The organism is Cupriavidus pauculus (assembly GCF_022179805.1).
Taxonomy (GTDB): domain Bacteria; phylum Pseudomonadota; class Gammaproteobacteria; order Burkholderiales; family Burkholderiaceae; genus Cupriavidus; species Cupriavidus pauculus_E.
This window is the reverse complement of record NZ_BPUO01000003.1, coordinates 204,600-221,159: the sequence shown is the minus strand read 5'-3', so window position 1 is coordinate 221,159 and position 16,560 is coordinate 204,600. Positions and strand designations below refer to the sequence as shown.

General features: G+C 68.0%; 19 protein-coding genes. 12 read left to right on the top strand and 7 right to left on the bottom strand.

Features of this window, described 5'->3' with window-relative positions:
- Genes MFF62_RS07180 through MFF62_RS07170 form a run of 3 tightly spaced genes read left to right on the top strand, consistent with a single transcriptional unit; the run spans position 1 to position 1,529 of the window.
- Positions 1 to 489, top strand: a complete 489-nt coding sequence (locus tag MFF62_RS07180) for a glycine zipper domain-containing protein (RefSeq protein WP_238261629.1) — start codon at positions 1 to 3, stop codon at positions 487 to 489.
- Between the two features lie 22 nt (positions 490 to 511).
- On the top strand, positions 512 to 1,105 hold the full coding sequence (locus MFF62_RS07175) for a hypothetical protein (protein ID WP_238261627.1): 594 nt from the start codon (positions 512 to 514) through the stop codon (positions 1,103 to 1,105).
- A gap of 31 nt (positions 1,106 to 1,136) precedes the next feature.
- The gene (locus tag MFF62_RS07170) at positions 1,137 to 1,529 is read left to right on the top strand and encodes a hypothetical protein (RefSeq protein ID WP_238261625.1); all 393 of its coding nucleotides are present in this window, start codon (positions 1,137 to 1,139) and stop codon (positions 1,527 to 1,529) included.
- Positions 1,530 to 1,554: 25 nt separating this feature from the next.
- Here MFF62_RS07170 and ppk2 read toward each other — a convergent pair whose 3' ends face one another.
- Positions 1,555 to 2,403 (bottom strand): polyphosphate kinase 2, encoded by an 849-nt coding sequence (gene ppk2 / locus MFF62_RS07165; RefSeq protein WP_238261623.1) that lies wholly within the window; start codon positions 2,401 to 2,403, stop codon positions 1,555 to 1,557.
- A gap of 203 nt (positions 2,404 to 2,606) precedes the next feature.
- Here ppk2 and MFF62_RS07160 point away from each other — a divergent pair, with 203 nt between their 5' ends.
- The 5 genes from MFF62_RS07160 to MFF62_RS07140 are packed head-to-tail and all read left to right on the top strand — an operon-like array spanning position 2,607 to position 7,895.
- Positions 2,607 to 3,725 carry an AI-2E family transporter gene (locus MFF62_RS07160; RefSeq protein ID WP_238261621.1) on the top strand — a complete coding sequence of 373 codons (1,119 nt, stop codon included), beginning with the start codon at positions 2,607 to 2,609 and terminating at the stop codon, positions 3,723 to 3,725.
- A gap of 2 nt (positions 3,726 to 3,727) precedes the next feature.
- Positions 3,728 to 5,263 (top strand): efflux transporter outer membrane subunit, encoded by a 1,536-nt coding sequence (locus MFF62_RS07155; protein ID WP_238261620.1) that lies wholly within the window; start codon positions 3,728 to 3,730, stop codon positions 5,261 to 5,263.
- Positions 5,260 to 6,399, top strand: coding sequence for an HlyD family secretion protein (locus MFF62_RS07150; RefSeq protein WP_238261618.1), 1,140 nt, complete (start codon positions 5,260 to 5,262; stop codon positions 6,397 to 6,399). Before MFF62_RS07155 ends, MFF62_RS07150 begins: the two co-directional genes overlap by 4 nt.
- Positions 6,389 to 7,417: a DUF2955 domain-containing protein gene (locus tag MFF62_RS07145; RefSeq protein WP_238261616.1), complete on the top strand. Its 1,029-nt coding sequence runs from the start codon at positions 6,389 to 6,391 to the stop codon at positions 7,415 to 7,417. The genes MFF62_RS07150 and MFF62_RS07145 overlap by 11 nt, the downstream gene beginning before the upstream one ends.
- A 28-nt stretch (positions 7,418 to 7,445) precedes the next feature.
- Positions 7,446 to 7,895, top strand: coding sequence for an ion channel (locus MFF62_RS07140; protein ID WP_238261614.1), 450 nt, complete (start codon positions 7,446 to 7,448; stop codon positions 7,893 to 7,895).
- Here MFF62_RS07140 and MFF62_RS07135 read toward each other — a convergent pair.
- Entirely contained in the window at positions 7,852 to 8,886 is a 1,035-nt protein-coding gene (locus tag MFF62_RS07135) for an AraC family transcriptional regulator (RefSeq protein WP_238261612.1), read from the bottom strand. The genes MFF62_RS07140 and MFF62_RS07135 overlap by 44 nt on opposite strands.
- 193 nt (positions 8,887 to 9,079) lie before the next feature.
- Here MFF62_RS07135 and MFF62_RS07130 point away from each other — a divergent pair, with 193 nt between their 5' ends.
- From MFF62_RS07130 to MFF62_RS07120, 3 genes are read left to right on the top strand one after another with little or no spacing between them, the layout of a single operon-like run.
- Positions 9,080 to 10,060, top strand: a complete 981-nt coding sequence (locus tag MFF62_RS07130; protein ID WP_238261610.1) for a quinone oxidoreductase family protein — start codon at positions 9,080 to 9,082, stop codon at positions 10,058 to 10,060.
- Between the two features lie 10 nt (positions 10,061 to 10,070).
- Positions 10,071 to 10,919, top strand: coding sequence for a TauD/TfdA dioxygenase family protein (locus tag MFF62_RS07125; RefSeq protein WP_238261609.1), 849 nt, complete (start codon positions 10,071 to 10,073; stop codon positions 10,917 to 10,919).
- A 14-nt stretch (positions 10,920 to 10,933) separates the two neighbouring features.
- Complete coding sequence (locus MFF62_RS07120) at positions 10,934 to 12,583, top strand: fatty acid--CoA ligase (RefSeq protein WP_238261607.1); 1,650 nt, start codon at positions 10,934 to 10,936, stop codon at positions 12,581 to 12,583.
- 68 nt (positions 12,584 to 12,651) lie between these two features.
- Here the strand turns inward: MFF62_RS07120 and MFF62_RS07115 are convergent, their stop codons facing one another.
- Positions 12,652 to 13,341, bottom strand: a complete 690-nt coding sequence (locus tag MFF62_RS07115; RefSeq protein ID WP_238261605.1) for a LysE/ArgO family amino acid transporter — start codon at positions 13,339 to 13,341, stop codon at positions 12,652 to 12,654.
- A 73-nt stretch (positions 13,342 to 13,414) separates the two neighbouring features.
- Between MFF62_RS07115 and MFF62_RS07110 the strand changes: the two genes are divergently transcribed.
- A complete protein-coding gene (locus MFF62_RS07110; RefSeq protein ID WP_238261603.1) occupies positions 13,415 to 14,311 on the top strand; it encodes a LysR family transcriptional regulator ArgP in 897 nt (298 codons plus the stop codon).
- Positions 14,312 to 14,318: 7 nt separating this feature from the next.
- Here the strand turns inward: MFF62_RS07110 and MFF62_RS07105 are convergent, their stop codons facing one another.
- The 4 genes from MFF62_RS07105 to MFF62_RS07090 all read right to left on the bottom strand — a co-directional run bounded on the left by MFF62_RS07105 (position 14,319) and on the right by MFF62_RS07090 (position 16,536).
- A complete protein-coding gene (locus MFF62_RS07105; protein WP_238261601.1) occupies positions 14,319 to 14,798 on the bottom strand; it encodes an SRPBCC family protein in 480 nt (159 codons plus the stop codon).
- The gene (locus tag MFF62_RS07100; protein WP_238261599.1) at positions 14,776 to 15,138 is read right to left on the bottom strand and encodes an ArsR/SmtB family transcription factor; all 363 of its coding nucleotides are present in this window, start codon (positions 15,136 to 15,138) and stop codon (positions 14,776 to 14,778) included. Before MFF62_RS07100 ends, MFF62_RS07105 begins: the two co-directional genes overlap by 23 nt.
- A 52-nt stretch (positions 15,139 to 15,190) precedes the next feature.
- A complete protein-coding gene (locus tag MFF62_RS07095; protein ID WP_238261597.1) occupies positions 15,191 to 16,168 on the bottom strand; it encodes a Bug family tripartite tricarboxylate transporter substrate binding protein in 978 nt (325 codons plus the stop codon).
- A gap of 161 nt (positions 16,169 to 16,329) precedes the next feature.
- Complete coding sequence (locus MFF62_RS07090) at positions 16,330 to 16,536, bottom strand: DUF1289 domain-containing protein (RefSeq protein ID WP_238261595.1); 207 nt, start codon at positions 16,534 to 16,536, stop codon at positions 16,330 to 16,332.
- Positions 16,537 to 16,560: the final 24 nt, after the last annotated feature.

The following is a 16,560-nucleotide window of genomic DNA, read 5'->3' as shown; positions in this document are numbered from 1 at the left end:
ATGTCCAGATCGAGGATCCCGGCAGCGCTGGTGGGCGCCGCCGCCATCGCCACCCTGAGCGCAAGCCTGGGCGTGCTCGCGCAGTCGAAACCGATTGTCTACCCCGCCAAGGGACAGAGCCAGGCCCAGCAGCAAAAGGACGATGGCCAGTGCTATTCGTGGGCCAAGACCAACACCGGCATCGACCCCGCCGCCGTGGCGGCTGCACCCGCGCCGGCGCCAAGCGGTCCGGCCGTAGGCGGTGGCGAGCGCGTGGGCGGCGCCGCGCGGGGCGCACTGGGCGGCGCGGTGATTGGCGGCATTGCCGGCGATGCGGGCACGGGTGCCGCGGCCGGTGCGGCGGTGGGCACGATGGCGGGCGGACACCGCGCGCGGCAGAACCAGCGCAACGCCCAGGCCAATGCGCAGTCGCAGAAGGCGGGCGCCATGGATACCTATTACCGCGCGTACTCGGCCTGCATGCAGGGGCGCGGCTACACCATCCAGTAACGGATAACCACAGGGAGGCCCTATGTTCAAGCAAGCGGCAATCGTGGCGGCAGCGTTGCTCTGCCTGCCGGCGGCGTCATACGCCCAGTCCCAGCCGGACATGAAGATGGACGTGACGCGCGGCGTTGGCCAGACCACGGCAACTGGCACGGCCACGGCAACGGCCACCATCACGGCCATCGACAAGGCGTCGCGCAAGGTCACGCTCAAGACGCGTACCGGCAAGGTGACGGAGATGACGGTGGGCGATGAGGCGCGCAACTTCGACCAGCTTCGCGTGGGCGACAAGGTCACCGTCGAGTACAACGAGGCATTGACCGTGAGCCTGAAGAAGGGCGGCGGCGCGCCATCGATGCAGGAGCGCGAGATCAGCGAGCGCGCCGACCCCGGCGCCAAGCCCGGCGGCCGCGTGGGGCGCGAGGTGACCGTGGTGGCCCAGGTGGTGGCCGTCGACAAGGAAAAGCAGATCGTGACGGTAAAGGGACCGAAAGGGCGCACGGTGGACCTGCGCGTGGATGACCCGGACCAGATGAAGGACGTCAAGAAGGGTGACCGCGTGCAGGCCGTGTACACCGAGGCCGTGGCGATATCGGTCACGCCCGGCGCGGCGAAATAGTTGCGTCGAGGCGCACGGCATGGAGGCAACGATGAAACACCTTGCGGGATGGCGCGGCCTGTGCGCGGCCGCGCTGTTTGGCCTGACCGGCCCGGCGCACGCCTACTTCGACAATTTCCTGAACAACACGATCGTCGGCACGCTGAACAAGGACCAGGTGGCGGAGCTGCGCACCACATTCGGCAAGACGCTGTCCGAGTCCGCCGATGGCACGCGCGTGCCGTTCCAGCTTGCGCCGGACGCCCGTGGCCGCACCACCGACGGCGCGTTCACGCCGCTCAAGACCAAGGATGAGAAAGGCCAGCACTGCCGCAAGATCCGCAGCGAATTTCGCCAGCAAGGCCGGCAGCCCGAGCGCTGGACGGGCTGGTACTGCCAGCAGCCTGGCGGCGACTGGAAGAAGAACACCGCGATCAAGGATTGATTGAGGCGCGCGTCCCCTTTGTACGTCAGAACTTCTCGGGGATGTAGCGGTACGGGTAGTCGGGGGCCTTGTATTTGCCCGCCTTCTGGCGCGCGGGCAGGGTCACCTCCTTGCGCGCCATGCGCTTGTACGGCACGGTGGCCAGCAGGTGGCTGATGATATTCAGCCGGGCGCGCCGCTTGTTATCGGAGCGCACCACGTGCCAGGGCGCATAGTCGGTATCGGACGCGGCGAACATCGCGTCGCGGGCACGCGAGTAGTCGAACCAGCGGCTGTACGACTTCAGATCCATGTCGGTCAGCTTCCAGGTCTTGCGACCGTCCTCGATGCGCGATTTCAGCCGGCGCGTCTGCTCTTCCGGCGTGACTTCCAGCCAGTACTTGAGCAACAGGATGTCAGACCCGACGATGGCGCGTTCCATCAGCGGCACGGCGCGCAGGAAGATTTCCACCTGTTCGTCGGCGGCAAAGCCCATCACGCGTTCCACGCCGGCGCGGTTGTACCAGCTACGGTCGAAGATCACCACCTCGCCGGCGGCGGGCAGGTGCGGAATGTACCGCTGCATGTACATCTGGCTCTTCTCGCGGTCGGTCGGCGCGGGCAGCGCCACCACGCGGAACACGCGCGGGCTGACCCGCTCGGTGAGCGCCTTGATGGTGCCGCCCTTGCCGGCGCCGTCGCGGCCCTCGAACACGATGCAGATCTTGGCGCCGGTGGCCTTGACCCATTCCTGCAGGTGCACCAGTTCCACGTGCAGGTCGGCCAGCGCACGGTCGTAGTCCTTGCGGCCGAGCGCGGCGCCGGCCTCGCCATCGCTGGAGGTGTCGGTGTCGGTGCCGGTGCCGGCCTCCGGCTGCCGCGTCTTTCTTGCCATGTCTGATCCTCAAGAATGTACGTGCGCACAGTGTCCCTGCGTACCAATCTGGACATTGCATCGCGCTTTGGCAATGGACCTTGGTCCAATGCTTGGCCCAAGGACCAATTGCATTGGCCGGGCGATTGACGGACTCTTGTCAAAGAGGCCGTTCAAGCCGGCATTCGAGCTGGCCAATGCGCGCGCTGCAACGGAGGCCGCCGATGCCGCAAGCCCCTTTTTCGAGCGCGACCATGTCGCGCACGCTGATCGACACGTTCATCCGCTTCGGCCTGATCGCGCTGCTGGCCGTCTTCTGCTTCCGGATCTTCCGGCCGTTCCTGGACCTGCTGGTGTGGTCGCTGATCTTGGCCATCACGCTCTATCCGCTGCAACTGCGGCTGCGCGGCAAGCTTTTCGCCAGCGACGGGCGCACCGCCACGCTGATCATCGTGCTGGTCATCGCCATCGTCCTGGTGCCCACGTACCTGCTGGGCATCGCGTTGATCGAATCGGTCGAGCATGCCATGGCCATCGCCCGCAGCGGCGAGTTCCATATCCCGCCGCCACCCGAGGCCATTGCCGGCCTGCCCGTGGTGGGACAGAAAATCCATGACGCATGGCAGATGGCCGCCACCGACATTACCGGGTTGCTGCAGAAGCTGGGGCCGCAGATCAAGACGGCCAGCCTGGGCGTGCTGGGCGCCATGGGCAACGTGGGCGTGGGCTTGCTGGTCTTTGTCGGCGCGCTGATCATCGCCGGCATCATCATGGCCTACGGCGAACTGGGTACGCGCAGCGCCATCCAGATCGCGTCGCGCATCTCGGGGCCCGAGCGTGGGCCACGGATTGCCACGCTGTGCACGGCTACCGTGCGCGCCGTGGCGCAGGGCGTGGTGGGTATCGCGTTCATCCAGATGCTGCTGATCGGCATCGCATTCGTCATCAAGGGCGTGCCAGGCGCCGGGCTGCTGGCGCTGGCTGTGCTGCTGCTGGGCATCATGCAGCTGCCAGCCACGCTGATCACGATCCCGGTGATCGTGCTGGTCTTTGCCACGCAGGGCGCCAGCGCCGCCAACATCGTCTTTGCCATCTATGTGTTCATTGCCGGCCTGTCCGACAACGTGCTCAAGCCGCTGCTGCTGGGGCGCGGCGTGGACGTGCCGATGCCGGTGATCCTGGTAGGTGCGCTCGGAGGCATGGTCACCGGTGGCGTGATCGGGTTGTTCATCGGCCCCATCGTGCTGGCCGTGGGTTACCAGCTGTTCTGGCAATGGGTGGACGAGCCGCCGCCGCGCTTCGAGATCGAATCGCGCAGCAATGCCGACATCACGGGTGGGTAGAGGTGGCGCCGCCGGTCCGCGCCTGGCTGGCCCTGGCGGCCCTGCTTGGCGGATGCGCCAGGGTGGGCCCCGACTTCCAGCCGCAGAACGAGGCGTGGAGCGCCGGCTGGCATAGCGATGCCGTCGACCAGGCCAGCACGCGACGGGCGGCGCCCGACCTGCGTCAATGGTGGCAGGTGTTTGGCGATCCCGTGCTCGAAGCGCTGATGGCGCAAGCCGATGCCGGCAATGCCGATGTTCGGGTGGCCGGGCTGCGTGTCATGGAGGCCCGCGCGCAACTGGGTATCGCGCTGGCGGGCCGCTATCCGCAGATGCAGCAGGCCAGCGCGTCCGCGATGTATGTGAACAGCCGGCAGTCGGGGCCGACCGCGCAGACCGCCCGGCTCTGGGAGTACAGCGCGGGCGTGGATGTTGGCTGGGAACTCGATTTCTGGGGCCGCTTCGCGCGGGCCATCGAATCTGCGGATGGCGCGTACTTCGCGGCGCAGGCCAATCGAGAGGCGGTGCTGGTGCTGCTGCATGCGCAACTGGCCACCACGTACTTTGCGGTGCGCACGGCCGAGGCACGGCTGCGCATCGCCCGCGAGAATGCGCGGCTGCAGCACCGCAGCTTCGAGATCACCGAGCGGCTGTTCAAGGGCGGCGAAAGCGATGAGCTCGATTTCCAGCAGGCGCGCACGCAGTACCTGGGCACGTTGAGCAGCGTGCCGGAGCTGGAGAACCAGATCGGCCAGGCACGCAACGCGCTGGTGATCCTGCTGGGCCGCCCGCCCGGCCCGTTGCCCGAACTCGACGGTGCGCCCGAGCGGGCGGGGCAGTTGCCGCTGATCGACCGTGCCGTACTGCAGGACGTGCCTGCCAGCCTGCTGCTGCGCCGGCCCGACATCCGCGCGGCCGAATGGCGCATCGCGGCGCAGTCGGCGCAGATCGGCGTGGCGCGTGCCGACCTCTATCCGTCGGTGTCGCTGATGGGCAGCATCGGCTGGTCGGCCACGTCGCTGCCCGGTACGCAGAACGGCCTGCTGCTGGTGGGCGGGCCCAGCGTGCGCTGGAACATCTTCGACTACGGCCGCATCGTCAACAACGTGCGCGTGCAGGATGCGCGGCTGCAGCAGCTGATCGTCGACTATCAGGCGGCCGTGCGGCAGGCGGCGCGCGAAGCCGACGACGCGGCCAGCGGGCTGGCCAAGGCGCTGCAGCGCGAGCGCATCCTGGGCGAGGCGGCGCAATCGGCAGAGCGGTCGCTGTCGCTGGCCAATACGCTGTTCCGCGAAGGCTATTCGGATTTCCAGCGCGTGCTCGATGCGCAGCGCGCGCTGTTCGCGCAGCAGGACGGCTACCTGGTCAATCGCGGCAACGCGGTGAACTACCTGATCGCGCTGTACAAGGCGCTGGGCGGTGGCTGGGACACCAGCGCGCCGCTGCTCGACGCCGCCACGCGCACGCAGATGCAGCAACGCACGGATTGGGGCGACCTGCTGGACGAAGTGTCGAACCAGGTGCGACAGGTGCCGACCCAGGACAGCGCACGGCCATGAACGACAAGCCCGCCAATACTCCAACTCAACCCGCCCCAGCCGAACCCGCCCCGGCGCCCGCCGCCGCCGACCCGTCGCGCAAGGGGCTGCGCTGGGTGGTGGTGCTGATCGTGCTGAGCCTCGCGTGGTATCTGCTGGCCGACCGCTTCACGCCCTACACGCAGCAGGCGCGCGTGCAGGCGTTCGTGATTCCGGTGGCGTCCGAGGTGCCGGGCCGCGTGACGCGCGTCTACGTGCATAACAACCAGAACGTGGCGGCCGGTGCCGTGCTGTTCGACGTGGACCCGCAGCACTACCGCATCGCGCTGGACCGCGCGCGCGCCGACCTGGAATCCACGCGGCGCCAGATCGGCGCCAATACGGCCGGCATCGATTCGGCACGCGCGTCGCTGCGTGCGGCGCAGGCCAACGAACTGAAGGCCAGGCAAGACAGCGAGCGGCTGGAGCGGCTGTATGCCGAAGATCCGGGCACGGTATCGGTACGCCGCCTGGAGGTAGCCCGCGCCACGCATACCCAGGCCGTGAGCCAGGTGGCCGCCGCGCGGGCCGAGGTGGAACGGGCGCGCGAACAGCAGGGCGGCGACGACGACGACAACGCCAAGCTGCGCAGCGCCGCCGCCGCCGTGGAGAAGGCGGAGCTGGACCTGGGCAACGCACAGGTGCGCGCACGCACCGGCGGACTGATCACCGACCTGCGCACGGAAGCCGGCCTGTACGCGGCGGCCGGCAATCCGGTCATGACGCTGATTGCCATTCACGACGTCTGGATCAGCGCCGACATGACCGAAAACAACCTCGGCCACATGGCGCCCGGCACGCCGGTACGCATCGTGCTGGACGCCTTGCCCGGCACGGTGCTGACGGGCAAGGTGCGCAGCATCGGCTTTGGTGTGAGCACGGGCCCGAGCACGCCGCCGGGCAGCCTGCCGAACGTGCAGAACAGCCGCGACTGGCTGCGCCCCGCGCAGCGCTTTCCGGTGATCGTCGACATCGACCCCAACCAGTTGCCGACGCTGCAAGGCGTGCGCGTGGGTGGCCAGGCCGAGGTGATGGCGTTTCCCACCGAGGGCAATCCGCTGAACTGGCTGGGCCGTGCGTACCTGCGCGTAATGAGCTGGCTGTCGTATGTCTACTGACGCCGCTTCCGATATCCGTGGGGTGATGGCGCGCCGCGCGCTGCGGCTGGCGCTGGGCACCGCGGGCTGCCTGGTCATCAGCTTCGGCCTGCAATGGCCGGTGCCGGTCATGGCGCCGGTGCTGGCCGTGTTCCTGTTCGCCACGCTCGACCGGCCGTTGCCATTGCGCGGCGCGCTGGGCATGGCATTGATGGTGGCGCTGACGACCGGCAGCGGCATGCTGCTGGTGCCGTTCCTGCGCCACGCGCCGCTGGCCGGCGTGCTGATGACGGGGCTATGCCTGTTCCTGGCATTCCGCTACGGCCTACGCGGCGGCAACGGGCTGGTGTCGACGTTCCTGGCGGCCGGCGTCACGCTGATATCGGCAGCCGGCACGGCCAGCAGCGCGCTGGCGCTGACCGTGGTCGGCGCGCTGACGCGCGGCCTGCTGCTGGCGGTGCTGGCGCTGGGCGTCTGCTACGTGCTGGTGCCCGAGCGCGGCGGCGCGGCCGGGGCACGCAAGGCGCCCGATGTATCGCCCGATGCCGACCGCGATGCGTTGCGCGCCACGCTGGTGGTCATGCCGCCGTTCCTGCTGGCCATGGCCGACCCGGCGGCCTACCTGCCGATCATCATGAAGGCGGTGAGCCTGGGGCGGCAGAGCTGCACCACGGCGCGCGGCGCCGCGCTGGAACTGGTGGGATCGACACTGATGGGCGGCGTGCTGGCCATTGCGTGCTGGCTGGCGCTGGGGCTGTTCGTCCACCTGTGGATGTTCTTCCTCTGGATGCTGCTGTTCGCGCTGCTGGTGGCGCGCCGGCTGTTCCGGCTGCGACCCGATGCGCTGTCGCCGGGCTTCTGGCTCAACAGCCTGGTGACGATGATCATCCTGCTGGGGCAGTCGGTGGCGGACAGTGCCGCCGGCAAAGATGTCTACCAGGCGTTCATGGTGCGCATGGGGCTGTTCATCGGCGTATCGCTGTACGCGTGGCTGATGATCGCGTTGCTGGACCGGCCGCGCACGCCGGTGCCGGCGTGAGCCGGGGGAAAGCCGGGAAGGAGTCGCCATGCAACTGCACCTGCTGGTTGCCGCGCCGGTCATGCTGCTGTGCCTGCTGCTCCAATGCATGGCCGTGGCGCTGTGTCTGCGCCGCTACGCAAGCTTCCAGCGCGAATGGCAGGGCAGCAAGCCATTGTGGTTGGACGTGGCGCTGCTATCGGCCGTGATGGTGCTGACGCTGCTGTGCAACTTCGCGCAGATGGTGCTGTGGGCGCTGCTGTTCCTGTTGCTCGGCGAATTCGACAACCTAGGCGCGGCGCTTTATCACTCGGCCGTGAACTTCGCGACGCTGGGCTATGGCGACATCGTGATGTCCGCGCGCTGGCGCATGCTGGGGCCGATCGAGTCAGCCCAGGGCATCCTGATGTTCGGCCTGTCCACGGCGCTGATGACGGCCGCCGTGCTGGACGTGATCAAGAGCAACCAGGTCCGGCTGCGTCCGCCGGATGCCCCGTGATGCGATGCCGGCGCCGCCAGACGACCGGCGCCTCGCCGAACTGCGCCGAGAACCAGCGCGTGAACGACGCCGCCGAGCCGTAGCCGAGCAGTTCGGATACGCGCAGCAGCGAGTAGTCGGGATTTGCCACATAGCGCTGGGCCAGGTCGCGCCGCACGCTGTTGACGATGTCGGAGAACGTTTCGCCCGACGCATCGAGCTGGCGCTGCATCGTGCGCAGCGTCAGGCCCAGCCCCTGCGCCACCGCCTCGCTGGTGGCGCGGCCCATCGGCAGCATCAGGTATACGGCATTGCGCACCTCGCGTGCGAGCGAGACATCATTTACGCGCGGCAACGCTTCGATTACGCGCTCGGCGTGCCGCGCCATGGCGGCGTTGCCGGTGGGGTTGGGCACGGCCAGGTCGGCGGCCAGGCAGACGATGCCGTTGAACTCGCTGCCGAATTCGATCGGACAGCCGAACACGCGCCGATGCACATGCGTGTCTGGCGGCGCGGCGTGCGTGAAATTGACGCTCAGCGGGTGCCACTGTGGCCCCAATAGCGTGCGGCACAGCCGGAACACCACGCCCAGCGCCAGTTCCGTGGCCTGGCGCGATGGCGTATCGAGCACCACTTCCTGGCGGATGATCACCACCTTGCCTGAGGGTTCGAGCAGGATCGCTACCGACTCGTTGACCAGATGCCGGTAGCGGATGATGGTTTCCAGCGCGTCGCGCAACGTGGCCTGCTGGCTGATCAGCAGGCTCATGACGCCGAAGTCCGACAACTGCCGTGATTCCGCCATTCGCAGCCCGAACGTAGGGCAGGCCGATGCCTCGGCGGCGGCTTCGAGCAGGCCGGCGCATGCCTCGGCCGGGATGCGCTGCTCGGGGTCGGCCAGCAGCGCGCGGCTCAGGCGCGCGGTGCGCAGCAGGGGCACGGCGTTGAGCCCGAGGTCGTGGGCGATCTCGAAGAAATTGGTCAACGCCACCGCGCGTACCAGGGCTCTCAAGTCTGTCTCCGCTTCTGTTTTTCGCGCGTCACATGGCTGGGGCGCCAACGCGTCTTTGCCGCGATGATAGGTGGCCGTGGCATGAAATGCAAAGTGGCGCGGGGCCGCTGCAAAGCAGCCGGGCCGCCGGAATCCTAGATTGTCGACATGGCGGCGCGCGTTGCGGCGCCAACCGATTCTGGAGATGATTCCCATGGCAAAGGCAGTGCGCATGTATGAGACCGGTGGCCCCGAGGTGCTTCGCTACGAAGACGCTGAGGTGGGCGATCCGGGGCCCGGTCAGATTCGCATCCGCCACGTGGCGGTGGGCCTGAACTACGCCGACACGTACTTCCGCAATGGCACCTACCCGGTTCCGCTGCCGGCTGGCATGGGCGTCGAGGCTGCCGGCGTGGTGCAGGCCGTGGGCGATGGCGTGGCCAACGTGGCCGTGGGCGACCGCGTGACCTATACCGGATTCCTGAACACGCTGGGCGCCTATAGTACCGAACGCATCGTGCCGGCCGCGCCGCTGATCCGCCTGCCCGAGACCATCGGTTTCGAGACGGCGGCGGCCATGACCATGCGCGGGCTGACGTCGGCCTACCTGATGCGCCGCATCCACGCGTTCCGCAAGGGCGACACCATCCTGCTGCACGCGGCGGCGGGCGGCGTCGGGCTGATCGTGTCGCAATGGGCGCGGCTGCTGGGGCTCAATGTGATCGGTACGGTATCGACCGAGGAAAAGGCCGAGATCGCGCGCGCTCATGGCTGCCAGCACATCATCAACTACAGCCACGAGGACGTGGCGCAGCGCGTGCGCGAACTGACCGATGGCGTGGGCGCCAACGTGGTGTTCGACAGCGTGGGCAAGAGCACCTTCATGGCGTCGCTCGATTCGCTCAAGCGGCGCGGCCTGCTGGTGTGCGTGGGCACGGCGTCGGGTCCGATTCCGCCGTTCGATCCGGTGCTGCTGGCGATGAAGGGATCGGTCTACGTCACGCGGCCGGCGCTGGCCGACTACATTGCCGACCCCGGCGAGAAGGCCGAGCTGGCGGGCGAGTTGTTCGACCACGTGGGCGCGGGCCGCATCCGCATCGAGATCAACCAGCGCTATGCGCTGGAAGACGCGCTGCAGGCGCATCGCGACCTGGAGTCGCGCAAGACCACCGGTTCTTCGATCTTCGTCATCTGAGGAGACTGCCGTGAAAGTCCAACAACTGAGCTGCGCGCTGGGCGCGGAGCTGGTGGGTGTCGATCTGGCCGAAGCCGCGCGCAACGACGACCTGTTCGGCGCGATTCGCGAGCAGCTGCTGCGCCACCGCGTGCTGTTCCTGCGCAACCAGCAGTTCAGCCGCGCCGAGCACGTGGCATTCGCACGCCGATTCGGCGAGCTGGAAGATCACCCCGTGGCGGGCAGCGACCCCGAGCATCCGGGCCTGGTGCGCATCTACAAGCGGCCCGACCAGCCGAACGACCGCTACGAGAACTGCTGGCATTCGGACACCACGTGGCGCGACGCACCGCAGTTCGGCGCCGTGCTGCGCTGCGTGGAGTGCCCGCCCGTGGGCGGCGACACGATGTGGGCCAACATGGCGCTGGCCTACGAACGGCTGCCCGACACGGTCAAGGCGCAGATCGCCGACCTGCGCGCGCGTCACAGCATCGAGGCCAGCTTCGGCGCGGCCATGCCGATCGAGAAGCGGCTCGCGCTGAAGGCGCAGTACCCCGATGCCGAACACCCGGTGGTGCGCACGCATCCGGATACCGGCGAAAAGATCCTGTACGTGAACGGCTTCACCACGCACTTCACGAACTACCACACGGCCGCGCGCGTGCGCTACGGCCAGGACGCCAATCCCGGTGCCGCCGATCTGCTGCGCTACCTGGTGTCGCAGGCGTATATCCCCGAGTTCCAGGTGCGCTGGCGCTGGGAACCGAACAGCGTGGCGATCTGGGACAACACCGCCACGCAGCACTACGCGGTGATGGACTACGCGCCATGCCACCGCAAGATGGAGCGCGCCGGCATCGTCGGCGGCGTGCCGTACTGAAGGACAGAGCAGGCATGAAAGACAACCTCGTCGTATCCACACCCTCGGCTTACGCCTACCCGCTGCTGGTCAAGCAATTGCTGATCAACGCAATGAGCCTGCACGGTGCGCAGGAAATCAGCTATCGCGGCGACATGCGCTACACCTACCGCGATTTCAACCGGCGGTTGGGCAGGCTGGCCAACACGCTTGGCGCGCTGGGCGTGCGGCACGGTTCCACCGTGGCCGTGATGGACTGGGACAGCCATCGCTACCTGGAGTGCTACTTCGGTGTGCCGATGATGGGCGCCACGCTGTTCACGGTGAACGTGCGGCTATCACCGCAGCAGATCCTGTACACGCTGAACGACGCCGGCGCCGACGTCGTGCTGGTGCATCCGGACTTCGTGTCGGTGCTGGAGCAGATCCGCGACGACCTGGTGCGCCAGCCGCGCTTCGTGCTGATGGCCGACGGCCAGGACGTGGCGCCGGGCACGCTGCCGTTCGACGGCGAATACGAGGCGCTGCTTGCCGATGCGTCGGCCGCGTACGAATTCCCCGATTTCGACGAGCGCACCAAGGCCACCACGTTCTACACGACGGGCACCACCGGAGACCCCAAGGGCGTCTGCTACAGCCATCGCGACATCGTGCTGCACACGCTGACCACGGCCACCAGCCTCTGCGCGCCGCGCGAAGGCCAGCGTATGCACCGCGAAGACGTGTATATGCCGATTACGCCGATGTTCCACGTGATGGCGTGGGGCATGCCGTACGTGGCGATCATGCTGGGACTGCGCACGGTGCTGCCGGGCCGCTATGTGCCGGCAGCACTGCTGCACCTGCGCCAGACGGAGAAGGTCACGTTCTCGCACTGCGTGCCGACCATCCTGCAGATGCTGCTGCAAGCGGCCAACGAGGGCGACCACGACCTGGGCGGCTGGAAGATGATCATCGGCGGGTCGGCGCTGCCGCCCGTGCTGTGCGAGGCAGCGCTGGCGCGAGGCATCGACATTTTCGCGGGCTATGGCATGTCGGAGACCGGTCCCATCGTGGCGCTGGCCCAGTTGCCGCCCGGATGCGTGCCACAAAGCCGTGCGGAAGAGGTGCGCATGCGCTGCGCCACGGGGCGGCCGGTGCCGTTGGCTGACTTCCGCATCGTCGGCCCGGACATGCGCGAGGTGCCGCACGACGGCAAGGCGCAGGGCGAGATTGTGCTGCGCGCGCCGTACCTGACCCGTTCGTACTTCCGCAAGCCATCAGCGTCGGAAGAGTTGTGGGCCGACGGCTACCTGCACACGCAGGACGTGGCGGTCAGGGGTGAGGACGGCTTCGTGCAGATCGTGGACCGGCTCAAGGACGTGATCAAGACCGGCGGCGAATGGGTGTCGTCGATCGAGATCGAGAACCTGGTCACGCAGGTACCCGGCGTGCAGGAATGCGCGGTGGTGGGCGTGCCCGATGCGCGCTGGGGCGAACGGCCGATGGCCTATGTGGTGCGCGCGGCTGGCATCGAGGTGGATGCGCAGCGGATCCGCACGGTGCTGCTGGGCTACGTGGACGCCCAGCGCCTGAGCAAGTTCGCGGTGCCCGAGGCCGACCGCATCGCGTTCGTCACGGCGATTCCGAAGACGAGCGTGGGCAAGATCGACAAGAAGCTGCTGCGGCAACGACAAGCAGCCTGAGGCAAACGGGAAAACTGACGCCGCCCGCATGTGTTCGCATGCCGGGCGGCTTTTTTTTGCTTACCAGCCTAGAGCCACGTCAGCGCCCGGAATTCGCCGATGGCGTGATGCACCAGCAGCGCCGACAGCACCAGCATGGTCGCGCCGACCAGCCGGTCCAGTACTTGCCAGGCGCGCGGGCTGGCAAACCACGGCGCGAGCCACCGTGCGCCAAAGCCAAGCGCGCCGAACCACAGCAGGCTGCCGCAGCTCGCGCCAGCCACGAACCAGCTACGCATCGATGCCGGCTGCTGGGCGCCGATGCTGCCTACCAGCAGCACGGTGTCCAGGTAGACATGCGGATTGAGCAGGGTGAAAGCCAGCGCCTGCGCCAGCACTGCGCCGCGCGTGGCCGCAGCGCGGTCCTCGGTGGCCCGCAGCGCATGCTGTTCGCCGGCCCGGCGCCATGCGCGCCACCCGTAGCAGGCCAGGAACACGGCGCCGGCCAGCGCCAGCGCCGCCGCCAGTGCCGGCCGGTCGCCCAGCGCGCGGGCCATGCCCATCACGCCGGCCGCGATCAGCAACGCATCGGCCAGTGCACAGAGCAGCACAACACTGCCCACGTGTTGGCGGCGTAGCCCCTGGCGCAGCACAAAGGCGTTCTGCGCGCCAATGGCGACGATCAGGCCCAGGCTCAGGACGAGGCCCTGGACCAGCACGGCCAGGCCGGGGGCCAAGGCGGGGAGCAGCGGAGAGGCGGCGATGTCGGAAGGATTCATGGCGCGCAGCTTGCCATTACAGCGCTGTGAAGACAAACTAATCTGTCTTCATCACCATTAGTAAAACTAAATCATGCTCGATTACGCCGCGCTTTCGGCATTGGCCGCGGTTGTCCGCGAAGGCAGCTTCGAGCGGGCGGCCCGCGCGCTGCACGTCACGCCATCGGCCATCTCCCAGCGCATCCGGGCGCTGGAGGAGCGCGTGGGCTGCGCGCTGGTAGTGCGCGACAACCCTTGCCGGGCGACCGAGACCGGCCGTCGGCTGTGCCAGCACGTCGATCATGTGCGGCTGCTGGAGCAGGAACTGTACGGCGCGCTGCCGGCGCTGGCGCCACAGGGTGAGGCGCGCGTGGCATTGCCGGTGGCGGTGAACGCGGACAGCCTGGCCACGTGGCTGGCGCAGCCGCTGGCCACGTTCGCGGCGCGGCATCCGGTGCTGATGGAGGTGGCGGTGGACGACCAGGACCACACCACCGAATGGCTGCGCGGCGGGGCGGTGCTGGCTGCCGTGACGGCCACGGCGCGGCCGGCCGCCGGTTGCAACAGCCAGCCGCTTGGCGCCATGCGCTATGTGGCGGCCGCCAGTCCGGACTTCGTGGCGCGCCATTTTTCGGCCGGCGTGGGTCCTGGCACGCTGGCGCAGGCGTCAAGCCTGGTGTTCAACGCCAAGGACGAATTGCAGGCACGCTGGGTCAGCCGGCTGTGCCATCGGCACGTGCAGTTGCCGCGCCATGCCTTGCCGTCGTCGCACGCGTTCGTCACGGCGGCGCTGGCGGGCATGGGCTGGGGCATGCATCCGCAGTCGATGATCGAGGACCATCTGGCGGCGGGCACGCTGGTCGAACTGGTGGATGGCACGCCGCTCGACGTGCCGCTGCATTGGCAGTACGCGCGCGCTGCGTCGTCGCTGCTGGAAGGGCTGGGCAACGAGGTGCTGGCGGCGGCCCGCACCGCGTTGCTGCCGTTATAGGCGCGGCTCAGCGCAGGTTGGCCGCAAACTCTTCGAGCTGCCCGATGACCGTGTTCCAGCCGTCGAAGAAGCCGATTTCCTCGTGCTTGTCGCGCGTGGCTTCGTCGGGATGCATCACGCGGGCGGTGTAGCGGCAGCCGTCGCCTTCGTCTTCCATCGTGATGATCGCGGTAAAGCCCAGCCACGGCGTCTGCGGGCGCCAGTCGCCGGTCAGCATCGACGTCATCACCAGGCGTTCGGCGGGCACGATTTCCAGGAAGCAGCCGGGGTTGTCGCTGACGCCGCCGTCGGGGCCCAGCATGATCGTGTGGAAGGCGCCGCCCGGCCGCATGTCGAAGGCGCGGACCTCGGTGGTCCAGGGCTTGGGACACCACCACTGCTTGAGCAGTTCGGGGTCGGACCAGGCGCGCCACAGCGCGGCACGGGGTGCGCGCAGGACGCGCGAGATAACGAGGTCGCGGGATTCAGCGGCGTCTTGTTGCTGCATGGGCTTGCTCCTCCTGATGAAGTCGTTCGACGAATGCGACCATGCTGTCGGATCTGGCTTCCCATACGGCGCGCTGTTCGGCCAGCCATTGCTCGGCCTGCGAAAGCGTTGCCGGCACCAGCTCGCACGTGCGCGTGCGCCCGGCCTTGCTGGTGCGGATCAGCCCACTGCGTTCCAGCACCGTTACGTGCTTCAGGAACGACGGCAGCGCCATGTCGAATGGCGCTGCCAGGGCCGAAACCGTCTGCGCGCCGGTAACCAGCGCGGCAACGATAGCGCAGCGAGTGGGATCGGCGAGCGCGTGGAACACGTCGCTCACCGGAACTTGATAGTTAGCCATAAGGATAACTATAGGTCAGGATGGAGCCGTTTGCAAATACCCAAAAGCCCGGTCAAGGCTTGATGTGGAACGTCTTGACGATGCCGGCGTTGCGGTCGTATTCGGCGTGCAGGGACTGGTTCAGGTCTTGCAGCGACTGCGGCGGCATCGGTTCGTAGCCCAGCGTCTCCAGGCGCTCGCGCACCTTGGGGTTGGCGGCGGCCTTGTACACGGCGCCCCGGATCTTCTGCGCCACTTCGGCCGGCACCTGCGCCGATGCGATCACGCCCACCCAGTTGCTGAAGTCGATGTCGGGATAGCCCAGTTCGGCAAACGTGGGCACCTGGGGCAGCATCGGCGAGCGGTTCTTCGATGCCACGGCGTACGGCTGCAGCTTGCCGGCGCGGATCATCGGCAGCGACGTGACCATGCCGTCGTACATGAGCGGAATCTGCCCGCCCATGACCTGGGCCAGCGCGGGGCCGGAGCCGGCAAACGGCACGTGCTGCAGGTCCATGCCCGCCTCCTGGTTCAGGATGGCGCCCGCATAGTGCGACGCGGTGCCCGCGCTGTACGAGGCAAAGCTGAGCTTGCCCGGATTGGCGCGCGCATACGAGATCAGGCTCTTGAGGTCCTTGGCCGGCAGGTTGGGCGTGCCCACCAGCACCATGCGCGAGCGGCCCACGGCGGCCAGCGGACGGATGTCCTTCATGGTGTCGTAGGGGGTCTTCTGCACCTGCGGCACCTCGGTCAGCACGTTGGTGGCCGTGACCATGATGGTCTGGCCATCGGCGGGCGCGACCAGCAGCGTGTTGATGGCGATGGCGCCACCGCCGCCGGGCTTATTGTCGACGACCACGGGCTGGCCCAGGTCGGCGGCAAGCTGTTCGGCCAGCACGCGGGCCATGACATCCATGGTGCCGCCGGCGGGCGCGGGCACCAGCACGCGCACGGGCTTGCTGGTCCACGCCATGGCGGCGGGCATCACCAGCGTCAGCATGGCCGCCACGGCGGCGCGGCGCACGCGGAGAAGGGCAGGTTGGTTCGGCATGGTTGTCTCCATGATAGGTCTTGTGAGGTGTAGAAGGCCGGACCTGCCCGCATCGGGCTGAACAGGAAAGTGTCTTTGCGTTGGGACTGGCAGACCCGGAAAAAGGCGTCTGGCGCGCGCCGCATGCGGTGTGCGGCGCGTCGCCGGGGAAAGGGTGTGCCTCAGGGCTGGCCGGGCGCGGCAGGACGCTTGCGCCGCGCGGGCAGCGCGGCCAGCACGAAGGCACGCTGCGCGTCGGTCATGCCGTCCCACAGGCCGATTTCGGTCGAAGTCCGGCCGCATCCCTGGCAATACCTGCGCGCGCTGTCCATGCGGCAGATGTTGATGCAGGGGTTGGCGGGCGGCGTGCTATCGGAGGGATATCGCATGACGGGGCGGGTAGTGCGTTCGGC